This is a genomic window from Streptomyces sp. NPDC030995, from assembly GCF_055571215.1.
Genome location: NZ_JBVIFS010000073.1, coordinates 1 through 9,926, shown reverse-complemented (window position 1 = coordinate 9,926; position 9,926 = coordinate 1). Strand labels below are relative to the sequence as shown.

The following is a 9,926-nucleotide window of genomic DNA, read 5'->3' as shown; positions in this document are numbered from 1 at the left end:
TTTGAGGCGCGGCCACCGGGCCGCACCCGGAAACGCGAAGGGGGACGCCGCGTGGTGCGCGGCGTCCCCCTTCGGACCGTACGGTCAGGCCTTCCCGGGCTCCGGGGACTCGGTCCCGCCCTGCTCGGCGGGCGCGTCCTTCGTCAGGACGGCCACCTTCGGCTCGGCGGCGGCGTCAGCATCGGCCGGAACCGAGCCCTCACCGCCGGAGGCACCCGCATCGGCCGGAGCCGAACCCTCACCGCCGGAGGCACCCGCGTCGGCCGGAGCCGAACCGTCACCGCCCTCACCGCCGGAGGCATCCGGTTCCACGACCGTCTCGCGGCCCGGCCGGAGCTTCGCCGACAGCACCAGGTAGACGACCGCCAGCACGAAGACGACGATCGAGGTCCACACGTTCAGCCGCAGGCCCAGGACGTGATGCGCCTCGTCGACCCGCATGTACTCGATCCAGCCGCGGCCGACGCAGTACGCGGCGACGTACAGGGCGAACGCCCGCCCGTGGCCGAGCTTGAAGCGGCGGTCGGCCCAGATGACCAGCACCGCGACGCCGATGCACCACAGCGACTCGTACAGGAAGGTCGGGTGGTAGGTGCCGGCGTCCCGGTTCGGGCCGGCGCTGATCTCCACCGCCCACGGCAGGTCGGTGGCCCGGCCGTACAGCTCCTGGTTGAACCAGTTGCCCCAGCGTCCGCAGGCCTGGGCCAGCGCGATACCGGGGGCCAGGGCGTCCGCCCAGGCCGGCAGCGGGATGCCGCGCAGCCGGCAGCCGATCCAGGCTCCCACCGCGCCGAGCGCGATCGCGCCCCAGATGCCGAGGCCGCCTTCCCAGATCTTGAAGGCGTCGACCCAGTCGCGGCCCTCGCCGAAGTAGAGCTGGTAGTCGGTGATCACGTGGTAGAGGCGACCGCCGACCAGGCCGAACGGCACCGCCCACACGGCGATGTCCGCGACCGTGCCCGGCTTTCCGCCGCGAGCGATCCAGCGCCGGTTGCCGAGCCAGACGGCGACGAAGACGCCGATGATGATGCAGAACGCGTAGCCGCGGAGCGGGATCGGTCCGAGATGGATCACGCCGGTCGACGGACTGGGGATGTAAGCAATGTCCATGGCAGACATGACGCTACCCTGCCGGGCGGTGCGGACCGCAACCGCCCGGCAAGACGAAACCAAATCCAGACCTTGACCGGCCGGTTCTCAGTTCTGCGAGGTGGCGTCGGAGCCGCTCTTCGAAGCCGTCCGCGATCCCCCGCCCGAAGGTGAGGCCGACGGGGAGGCCGACTTCCCCGTTCCCTTCGCCGCGCCCGCCCCGGAGCCCTTGGCCGCGCCCTCGACCTGCTCCTTCAGCTTCTGCGGGGTCAGCGGGTTCTTCTCGTCGGAGAAGATGTTCTTGCCATCCAGGAGCACGGTCGGCGTGCCCCGGAACTTCCCGGCGGCGAAGGCCTCGTGCGACTTGGCCACCCAGCTGTTGTGCGTGCCGTCCTCGACGCACGAGCGGAACTCGGGGGTGTCCAGCCCGGGCACCTTGGCCGCCAGTTCCAGCAGCCTGGCGTTCTTGCCGAAGGCGTCGTCGATCTCCTGCGGCTGGTTCTGGAAGAGGAGGTCGTGGTACGCCGTGAACTTGCCGGCGTCCTGCGCGCAGGCCGCGGCGTTCGCCCCCTTCAGCGATCCGCTGCCGCCCATGTTCCCGTCGATGAGCGTGACCAGGTGGTAGTCGACCTTGAGCAGCCCCTTGGCCTCCAGCTCGTGGATGGTGTCCCGGTAGTTGTCCTCGAAGGACTTGCAGGCGGGGCAGCGGAAGTCCTCCCACACGGTCAGGGTGGACTTGGCCTCGCCCTTGCCCGTCTGGATGGCGAGGGCGTCCTTGCCGGTGGCCCCGGACGGGGCGACCACCGGGCCGGCCTTCGCGGAGCCGCCGTCCTTGCCCGTGTTGGCCGCGATCACACCGACGACGGTCGCCAGGCCGAGCACGCCGACCACCGCCGCCGCCACGATGAGGGTCCGCCGGCGCTTGTCCCGGGTCTTCTGCCGCTCGCGCTCCACGAGGAGTCGCTCCCGGGCCGATCGTTTCGTCGCATCGCGGTTCGCACCGTCGTTCTTCTCGCTCACGTTCGGCCAAACGAAGCAGGGAGGCACTCGCGTGCCTCCCTGCTCCCACTTCCACCCGATCGGGCTACAGAACCCGATCAGGTGTCCCTTTTCGCCTCAGCTCCTGCGTACGCCTTCCGCAAGCTCGCCCGCAAGCGCCCGTACGGCGTCCAGCCCGGCCGGCAGGTCCGGCGCGTCCAGGAGCAGCTTCACGAAGGCCGAGCCGACGATCACACCGTCGGCGAAGCTCGCGACCTCCTTGGCCTGTTCGACGTTGGAGACGCCCAGGCCGACGCAGACGGGGAGCTCGGTGGTGGCGCGGGTGCGCCGTACGAGGTCCTGTGCCTGGTTGCCGACCGACTCGCGGGTGCCGGTGACGCCCATGAGGGAGGCGGCGTAGACGAAGCCGGAGCCGGCCGCCGTGATGGTGGCCAGTCGCTCGTCCTTGCTGCTGGGGGCCACGACGAAGACGGTCGCCAGACCGTGCTTCTCCGCGTGCTCGCGCCACAGCGCGGACTCCTGCACCGGCAGGTCGGGCAGGATGCAGCCGGCGCCGCCCGCCGCGGCCAGCTCGGCGGTGAACCGCTCGACGCCGTAGCGGTCGATGGGGTTCCAGTAGGTCATCACCAGGACCGGGGCCCCGGTCGCCTCGTGTGCCTCGCGGACCGTGCGGATCACGTCGGCGATCTTGACGCCGCCGCGCAGGGCGATGTCGTCGGCGGTCTGGATGATCGCGCCGTCCAGGACGGGGTCGCTGTGCGGCAGGCCGACCTCGACCACGTCCGCGCCGCCCGCGATGACGGCCTTGACCGCCTCGATGGCGCCGTCGACGGTCGGGAAGCCCGCGGGGAGGTAGGCGACGAGGGCCGCGCGGTCCTCGGACTTCGCCTTCGCGAGGGTGTCGCTCAGCAGCTGGATGCGCCCGGTCTTCTCGCTGGCACTCACTTGGTCTCCCCCTCGGTCCCGTCGTACAGCCCGAAGTAGCGGGCGGCCGTGTCCATGTCCTTGTCGCCGCGGCCGGACAGGTTGACGACCAGCAGGCCGTCCTTGCCCAGCTCCTTGCCCAGGTCGAGCGCGCCGGCGAGGGCGTGCGCCGACTCGATCGCCGGGATGATGCCCTCGGTGCGGGAGAGCAGGCGCAGGGCCTGCATCGCGGCGTCGTCGGTGACCGCGCGGTACTCGCCGCGGCCGGAGTCCTTGAGGTAGGAGTGCTCGGGGCCGATGCCCGGGTAGTCCAGACCGGCCGAGATGGAGTACGGCTCGGTGATCTGGCCCTCCTCGTCCTGGAGGACGTAGGAGCGGGAGCCGTGCAGGATGCCGGGCTCGCCGGCGGTCAGCGTGGCCGCGTGCTCGCCGGTCTCGACGCCGTGCCCGGCGGGCTCGAAGCCGACCAGGCGGACGTCGGCGTCCGGGATGAAGGCGTGGAAGAGGCCGATGGCGTTGGAGCCGCCGCCGACGCAGGCCGCGACGGCGTCGGGCAGCCGGCCGGCGCGCTCCAGGATCTGGCGGCGGGCCTCGACACCGATGACCCGGTGGAAGTCGCGGACCATGGCCGGGAAGGGGTGCGGGCCGGCGACCGTGCCGAAGAGGTAGTGGGTCTGGTCCACATTGGCGACCCAGTCGCGGAACGCCTCGTTGATGGCGTCCTTCAGGGTCCGGGAGCCGGACTTCACGGCGATGACCTCGGCGCCCAGCATGCGCATCCGGGCCACGTTGAGGGCCTGGCGCTGGGTGTCGATCTCGCCCATGTAGATGGTGCAGTCGAGACCGAAGAGGGCGCAGGCGGTGGCGGTGGCCACGCCGTGCTGGCCGGCTCCGGTCTCGGCGATGACCCGGGTCTTGCCCATGCGCTTGGTGAGCAGCGCCTGGCCCAGCACGTTGTTGATCTTGTGCGAGCCGGTGTGGTTGAGGTCCTCCCGCTTGAGGAAGATCCGCGCGCCGCCGGCGTGCTCGGCGAAGCGGGGCACCTCGGTGAGGGCGCTGGGGCGGCCGGTGTAGTTGACCATGAGCTCGTTGAGCTCGGCCGCGAAGGCCGGGTCGCCCTTGGCCTTCTCGTACTCGACGGCGACCTCGTCCACGGCGGCGACGAGCGCCTCCGGGATGAACTTGCCGCCGAAGTCACCGAAGTAACCCTCGGCGTTGGGGACGTGACCTTCCGGGTCTGGAACGAAGAACTCGCTGGACATGTCCAGTGCTCCTACGGGTGCGAGATGCGGCGGGGTGGATTCACCGTATTGCGCCGCCCGCCCGCGCCGCGCACACCCCGCTGGGGCATGCGTGCGTACGGTACGGGTCGGTCCGCGCCCCGAGCCGGTCGGCCCGGGCGTCAGACCGTACGGGAGCTCCCCGCGGCTCCCGCCGCGTGGGACTCCTCGTTACAGCGCGCCTCCGCGGCGCCATCGCATGCCGTTGACCTGACCGGGCTCGGAGCCGATCACGTACCGGACCCGCCGCCCGTGCACGCGCCGGGCCGGGGCGCGGCAGCCGCGGGGGCGGCAGCCGCGCGCCAGGGGCGCGTGCGCCGTCGGCACGCCGACCGGGCCGCGGCGAGATGCCGGCGGCGCGGACTGCGTGCTGACGGAGGGCAGGTGGTGGGCCATGGCTGAGGTCAGCTCCGCCCGTGGCGCAGGGCGGGGTGGGCGCCGGCGGCGACGAGGTCGGCCACGGCCGCCTTCGGGTCGCGTCCGGTCACCAGGGACTCCCCGACGAGGACGGCGTCGGCGCCCTCGTTGGCGTAGGCGATCAGGTCGTGCGGCCCACGGATGCCGGATTCGGCGACCTTGACGATGTGGGCCGGGATCTCGCCGACGACGCGCTCGAAGGTGGAGCGGTCGACCTTGAGGTCCTTGAGGTTGCGGGCGTTGACGCCGATGATCTTGGCGCCGGCGGCGACCGCGCGCTCCACTTCCTCCTCGTCGTGAACCTCGACGAGCGGGGTCAGGCCGATGGACTCGGCCCGCTCGATGAGGGAGACGAGGGCTTCCTGCTCCAGGGCCGCGACGATCAGCAGCACGAGGTCGGCGCCGTAGGCGCGGGCCTCCCAGAGCTGGTACGCCGTGACGATGAAGTCCTTGCGCAGGATCGGGATGTCCACGCGGGCGCGGACGGCCTCCAGGTCGGCCAGCGAGCCGCCGAATCGGCGCTGCTCGGTGAGGACCGAGATGACCGCCGCACCGCCCGCCTGATAGTCGGCGGCGAGCCCGGCCGGATCGGCGATCGCGGCCAGCGCGCCCTTGGAGGGGCTGGAACGCTTGACCTCGCAGATCACCTTGACGCTGTCGCCGCGCAGGGCAGCGACGCCGTCCTTGGCCTGGGGCGCCTTGGCGGCACGCTCCTTGAGCTCGTCGAGGCTCACGCGGGCCTGCCGTTCGGCAAGGTCTTCGCGGACCCCTTCGATGATCTCGTCGAGCACACTCACGCGAGCGGCCCCCTTCCGGGTCGATGACGGTCGGCCGCCTTGCAGACACGTACAACTGCAAGGTCAGCAATCAAATGGTATCCGCAGGAGGCGTTGCCCTCCGCACGCGGTTGACGGCGTCCCAGTAACTGGACATTCGGAATCGGGGCTTCATCCGGCCTGCTCACAGGGCTCAGGGCGCCAGCGCGGACCCGAAAGAAAGATTTCGGACAACGACGAAAGCCAGCGCCAGCGCCCCGATCCCCCACCAGTGCGGCCGCCGCAGGGCCACCCTCGGGACCGGCCCGCCCCGATAGGCGCGAACCAGCCACAGGCCCATGAAGGCGGCGAAGGCGAAGTAGCCCACGACGGCGAGGGCATTTGCCCCGAAAGCTGTGATCAGATCGCCCTGGGCGAACGCGTGTGCGCTGCGCAGTCCGCCGCAGCCGGGGCACAGGATTCCGGTCAGCCGCAGCATCGGGCAGACCGGGTAGTGGCCCGGCTCGTTGGGGTCCACGGCGCCCACATACGCAAAGGCCGACGCGGCCGCGGCCGGGTAGAGCGCCGGGGCGGCCATCCGCCGGGCCCTGGACGGCCGCTCGGCGGGTGCCGGGGGCACCGGGGGCACCCGGGGCGTCGACGACGGCGGGAAATCGGGGGTGCGAGAGGCGTCCACCAGCTGATTCTCTCCGGTCATGACAAAAGGCGCAGCCCCACGGGGCCGCGCCTTTTCGGCTGCGCCGCGTGCGCCCGGAAGGACGCCGGTCGCCCGCTCAGACCTTGGCGGGGGCCTTGGCGGCGGCGATGACCTCGGCGAGGTCCTTGTGCTGGGCCTTCGGCGCGCCCATGCCCGCGGCCCTCATCGCCATGCCGACGACACCGCCGAGCGCGACGACGACGAGACCGGCCCAGAAGCCGTACGGGTTCGCGATCACCATGAAGGCGCCGGAGATGCAGAAACCGATGAATGCGATGACGACACCGGTCCAGGCCGCCGGGGTGTGTCCGTGGCTAGTGCCCGCCATGAGTTGCTCCTCGTTGCTCTGTCGCGATGGTGATGCTGTGCGGAAAGCGCGGTCTGTGTCGAACGCTCGGTGACATTGTCCCGCACGGGGCCGGGTGGCCGTCCACGGGGGGTCCGTCAGCGGGTCGGGTCCTCGCCGCGGTCCAGAGCCTTCCACAGATCCTCCGGCCGGTCCGGATCAACCGCCGCGACCGTACGCGGACGGGGGCTGCCGTCACGCTCGTAGCGGCCGCCCATCGAGGGCCAGCTCCGGCCGAAGCGCAGCGCCAGCAGCCCGGCGGCCAGGATCAGGACCGCTCCGGCGGCGGTGACGTACGGCCACGTGGTCTGGGTCAGCCCGGCCACGTGCGCCGCGGTGTCCGCGGTCGTACGGGCGGCCTGCGCGTCCAGGACCCGGCGCCCGTCCGGGCCGAGGACGGCGGACAGCGCCGCGCCCAGGCCGCTGAGGGCCAGCAGCCCCGACACCAGCAGCCTGCCGTTGCCGCGTACGGCGAAGACGGCGACCAGCGCGGCGAGGCCCACGATGGCCAGGGCCGCGGGGAAGCCGGAGACGTCCCGGCCGTCGGCGGTCAGCAGGAGGGGGTCGCCGCCGATGGCGGTGGTGCCCCGGGCCCAGACGCGGCCGGAGGCGAGCAGGACGACGGTCGCGCCGAGCGCGCCGAGCAGCAGCGCGACGGCCACGCTGCGGCGGCCGCCGCGGCTGTCGGGAGCCTCGTCGGGCTCGGCGGCGGCATCGGTTCGGGGCGGGGGTACGGCACTCACGCACCCCACTATCCCCTACGCCTTCAGGAGCCGTGGAGGCGGTTCGCCGCTCCGACCGCGCGCAGCACCGCGGCGGCCTTGTTGCGGCACTCGTTGTCCTCCAGCTCGGGCACCGAGTCGGCGACGACCCCGGCGCCGGCCTGTACGTACGCCGTGCCGTCGCGCAGCAGCGCGGTACGGATGGCGATGGCCGTGTCGGAGTCCCCGGCGAAGTCCAGGTAGCCCACGCAGCCGCCGTAGAGGCCGCGGCGGGAGGGCTCCAGCTCCTCGATGATCTGCATGGCGCGCGGCTTCGGGGCGCCCGAGAGGGTGCCGGCCGGGAAGCAGGCGGTGAGCACGTCGAAGGCGGTCTTGCCCTCGGCGACGCGCCCGGTGACCGTGGAGACGATGTGCATGACGTGCGAGTACCGCTCGACGGACATGAAGTCGACGACCTCGACGGAGCCCGGCTCGCAGACCCGGCCGAGGTCGTTGCGGCCCAGGTCGACGAGCATCAGGTGCTCGGCGCGCTCCTTGGGGTCGGCCATCAGCTCCTCGGCGAGCTCGTGGTCCTCCTGCGGGGTGGCGCCGCGGTGGCGGGTGCCCGCGATGGGGTGGACCATGGCCCGCCCGTCCTCGACCTTGACCAGCGCCTCGGGGCTGGAGCCGACCACGTCGAAGCCGTTCTCGAAGCGGAAGAGGTACATGTACGGGGACGGGTTGGTGGCCCGCAGCACCCGGTACACGTCCAGCGCGGAGGCCTTGCAGGGCGTCTCGAACCGCTGCGAGGGCACCACCTGGAAGGCCTCGCCGGCCCGGATCCGCTCCTTGATGTCCTCGACGGCCGCCTGGTAGTCCTCGCCGCCCCACAGGGCGCTGAACTCGGGCAGCTCGGAGGCGGGCAGCGGGGCCGGCGTGTAGGGGGCGGGCCGCGCGAGGTCGGCCTCCATGGCGTCGAGGCGGGCGACGGCGTCCGCGTAGGCCTCGTCCACGCCCGTGTCGAGGTCGTTGTGGTTGATGGCGTTGGCGATGAGCAGGACCGTGCCGTCCCAGTGGTCCAGGACCGCCAGGTCCGAGGTGAGCAGCATGGTCAGCTCGGGCAGTTCGAGGTCGTCGGCGGTGTGCTCGCCGATGCGCTCCAGGCGGCGCACGATGTCGTAGCCGAGGTAGCCGACCATGCCGCCGGTGAAGGGCGGCATGCCGCCCGCCAGGTCGCGGGGAGTGTGCAGGGCCTCGATGGTGACGCGCAGGGCGTCGAGGGGGTCGCCGCCGGTGGGTACGCCGACGGGCGGCGTGCCGATCCAGTGCGCCTCGCCGTCGCGGACGGTCAGCGTCGCGTCGCTGCGCACGCCGACGAAGGAGTACCGGGACCAGGACCGGCCGTTCTCGGCGGACTCCAGCAGGTAGGTGCCCGGGCGTTCGGCGGCCAGCTTGCGGTAGAGCCCGACGGGGGTGTCCCCGTCGGCCAGCAGCTTGCGGCTCACGGGGATGACGCGGCGGTCGGCCGCGAGCTTGCGGAACGTCTCAAGATCCATGGCTCGGGACCCTACCTAGTCTGCGGCGCGGAGAAGGACATCGTCGTCGAAGCAGGTACGGGCGCCGGTGTGGCAGGCGGCGCCGACCTGGTCGACCTTGACGAGCACGGTGTCGGCGTCGCAGTCGAGGGCGACGGACTTGACGTGCTGGAAGTGGCCGGAGGTGTCCCCCTTCACCCAGTACTCCTGCCGGCTGCGGGACCAGTACGTGCAGCGGCCGGTGGTCAGGGTGCGGTGCAGGGCCTCGTCGTCCATCCAGCCGAGCATGAGCACCTCGCCGGTGTCGTACTGCTGGGCGATGGCCGGTACCAGGCCGTCGGCGGAGCGCTTGAGGCGCGCGGCGATGGCGGGATCGAGGCTGCCGGGGCGGGGGGACGTACTCATGCAGCCATTGTGCCGGGCGCGGACGAGCCCGATGATCCTTGTCCGCCTGATGAGCAGGCTTCCGGCGCGTAGGCTGGCCGCATGTCTACCCATGCGAAGCGTGAACGCCTGCTGCTGGCCGACCTGTTGGAGGCGGCCGGCCCGGAGGCCCCCACCCTGTGCGACGGCTGGACCTGTCGGGAACTGGCCGCGCACGTGGTGGTGCGGGAGCGTCGGCCGGACGCGGCGGGCGGGATACTGCTCAACGTCCTGAAGGCCCGCCTGGACAAGGCGATGGCCGAGTACACGGCCAAGCCGTACGAGGAACTGATCCAGCTGATCCGGACGGGTCCGCCGAGGATGTCGGTGTACGCGCTGAAGCAGATCGACGAGGCCGCGAACGCGGTCGAGTTCTACGTCCATGCGGAGGACGTCCGCCGGGCCCAGCCGGACTGGTCCCCGCGGGAACTGGACCCGGTGTTCTCGGACTCTCTGTGGTCCCGCCTGGAGAGGCTGGCCCGGCTGACCGGCCGCCGCTCGCCGGTGGGCCTGGTGCTGCGGCGCCCGAACGGGCAGACGGCGGTGGCGCACAAGGGCGCGCCGGTGGTGACGGTGACGGGCGAGCCGGGCGAGTTGACGCTGTTCTGCTTCGGCCGCCAGGACGCTGCCGCGGTGACCCTGGACGGGGACAAGGAGGCCGTCGCCAAGCTGACGACGGCCGAGCTGGGCATCTAGCCGCGCCCGTTCTCCGGGTGCGGGCCGGTGGCCGCGCCTCAAT

12 protein-coding genes are annotated in these 9,926 nt (G+C 72.1%); 1 reads left to right on the top strand and 11 read right to left on the bottom strand.

The genetic code is table 11. The features are described from left to right. Positions 1–84: 84 nt before the first annotated feature. The 11 genes from lgt to hisI all read right to left on the bottom strand — a co-directional run bounded on the left by lgt (position 85) and on the right by hisI (position 9,169). Positions 85–1,110, bottom strand: coding sequence for a prolipoprotein diacylglyceryl transferase (lgt, locus tag ACZ45T_RS39030; protein ID WP_468449220.1), 1,026 nt, complete (start codon positions 1,108–1,110; stop codon positions 85–87). Between the two features lie 87 nt (positions 1,111–1,197). Further along, positions 1,198–2,109: a DsbA family protein gene (locus ACZ45T_RS39025; RefSeq protein WP_468449218.1), complete on the bottom strand. Its 912-nt coding sequence runs from the start codon at positions 2,107–2,109 to the stop codon at positions 1,198–1,200. Between the two features lie 96 nt (positions 2,110–2,205). Next, positions 2,206–3,033 (bottom strand): tryptophan synthase subunit alpha, encoded by an 828-nt coding sequence (gene trpA / locus ACZ45T_RS39020; protein WP_468449216.1) that lies wholly within the window; start codon positions 3,031–3,033, stop codon positions 2,206–2,208. Further along, a complete protein-coding gene (gene trpB, locus ACZ45T_RS39015) occupies positions 3,030–4,274 on the bottom strand; it encodes a tryptophan synthase subunit beta (protein WP_468449214.1) in 1,245 nt (414 codons plus the stop codon). Before trpB ends, trpA begins: the two co-directional genes overlap by 4 nt. 189 nt (positions 4,275–4,463) lie before the next feature. Continuing rightward, positions 4,464–4,688 (bottom strand): tryptophan biosynthesis modulator TrpM, encoded by a 225-nt coding sequence (gene trpM / locus ACZ45T_RS39010; RefSeq protein ID WP_468449212.1) that lies wholly within the window; start codon positions 4,686–4,688, stop codon positions 4,464–4,466. Between the two features lie 8 nt (positions 4,689–4,696). Beyond that, complete coding sequence (gene trpC / locus ACZ45T_RS39005) at positions 4,697–5,506, bottom strand: indole-3-glycerol phosphate synthase TrpC (RefSeq protein WP_468449210.1); 810 nt, start codon at positions 5,504–5,506, stop codon at positions 4,697–4,699. A gap of 172 nt (positions 5,507–5,678) precedes the next feature. Continuing rightward, on the bottom strand, positions 5,679–6,182 hold the full coding sequence (locus ACZ45T_RS39000; protein ID WP_468449208.1) for a DUF2752 domain-containing protein: 504 nt from the start codon (positions 6,180–6,182) through the stop codon (positions 5,679–5,681). Between the two features lie 76 nt (positions 6,183–6,258). After that, positions 6,259–6,510: an HGxxPAAW family protein gene (locus ACZ45T_RS38995; protein WP_468449206.1), complete on the bottom strand. Its 252-nt coding sequence runs from the start codon at positions 6,508–6,510 to the stop codon at positions 6,259–6,261. Between the two features lie 116 nt (positions 6,511–6,626). Next, on the bottom strand, positions 6,627–7,280 hold the full coding sequence (locus ACZ45T_RS38990) for a TIGR02234 family membrane protein (RefSeq protein ID WP_468449204.1): 654 nt from the start codon (positions 7,278–7,280) through the stop codon (positions 6,627–6,629). Positions 7,281–7,294: 14 nt separating this feature from the next. After that, positions 7,295–8,785, bottom strand: a complete 1,491-nt coding sequence (locus tag ACZ45T_RS38985) for an anthranilate synthase component I (RefSeq protein WP_468449202.1) — start codon at positions 8,783–8,785, stop codon at positions 7,295–7,297. A gap of 15 nt (positions 8,786–8,800) precedes the next feature. After that, on the bottom strand, positions 8,801–9,169 hold the full coding sequence (hisI, locus tag ACZ45T_RS38980) for a phosphoribosyl-AMP cyclohydrolase (RefSeq protein ID WP_319721786.1): 369 nt from the start codon (positions 9,167–9,169) through the stop codon (positions 8,801–8,803). Between the two features lie 81 nt (positions 9,170–9,250). Here hisI and ACZ45T_RS38975 point away from each other — a divergent pair, with 81 nt between their 5' ends. Then, a complete protein-coding gene (locus tag ACZ45T_RS38975) occupies positions 9,251–9,883 on the top strand; it encodes a TIGR03085 family metal-binding protein (RefSeq protein ID WP_468449199.1) in 633 nt (210 codons plus the stop codon). Positions 9,884–9,926 lie beyond the last annotated feature (43 nt).

Bases quoted from the DNA above. Each gene is read 5' to 3' on its own strand.
- lgt (WP_468449220.1), bottom strand. From the start codon at position 1,110: ATGGACATTGCTTACATCCCCAGTCCGTCGACCGGCGTGATCCATCTC.
- trpB (WP_468449214.1), bottom strand. From the start codon at position 4,274: ATGTCCAGCGAGTTCTTCGTTCCAGACCCGGAAGGTCACGTCCCCAAC.
- trpM (WP_468449212.1), bottom strand. From the start codon at position 4,688: ATGGCCCACCACCTGCCCTCCGTCAGCACGCAGTCCGCGCCGCCGGCA.
- ACZ45T_RS39000 (WP_468449208.1), bottom strand. From the start codon at position 6,182: ATGACCGGAGAGAATCAGCTGGTGGACGCCTCTCGCACCCCCGATTTC.
- ACZ45T_RS38995 (WP_468449206.1), bottom strand. From the start codon at position 6,510: ATGGCGGGCACTAGCCACGGACACACCCCGGCGGCCTGGACCGGTGTC.
- ACZ45T_RS38985 (WP_468449202.1), bottom strand. From the start codon at position 8,785: ATGGATCTTGAGACGTTCCGCAAGCTCGCGGCCGACCGCCGCGTCATC.
- hisI (WP_319721786.1), bottom strand. From the start codon at position 9,169: ATGAGTACGTCCCCCCGCCCCGGCAGCCTCGATCCCGCCATCGCCGCG.
- ACZ45T_RS38975 (WP_468449199.1), top strand. From the start codon at position 9,251: ATGTCTACCCATGCGAAGCGTGAACGCCTGCTGCTGGCCGACCTGTTG.